At 45.5% G+C, this 246-nt stretch carries 1 protein-coding gene; it reads left to right on the top strand.

Going from position 1 to position 246, the window contains the following annotated elements:
* A partial coding sequence (locus MW695_RS22460) for a transposase (protein ID WP_247107633.1) occupies window positions 1-246 on the top strand: 246 nt, incomplete at both ends.

The raw sequence follows: 246 nt of genomic DNA, 5'->3' as shown, positions 1-246 counted from the left end.
GAATGGATTTGTTCTTGGAACCGTTGTTACCCCTGCCAATGTTCATGATAGCCAAGTATTTCACGAGTTATTTGATCAACTAAAAGAGAAGGTCACCAAGCCACAAGTCGTAGCCGTCGATGCAGGCTACAAGACACCAAGTATTGCGAAGAAGCTTCAAGAAGAAGAAACAAGAGCGGTCATGCCTTACAAACGACCAATGACGCCTCCGGGCTACTTCCGAAAGCACGAGTTTGTGTATGATGA

Origin of the sequence: Halalkalibacter sp. APA_J-10(15) (assembly GCF_023017105.1) — a bacterium.
Lineage (GTDB): Bacteria > Bacillota > Bacilli > Bacillales > Bacillaceae_D > Halalkalibacter.
This window is presented reverse-complemented; position numbering and strand designations above follow the sequence as displayed.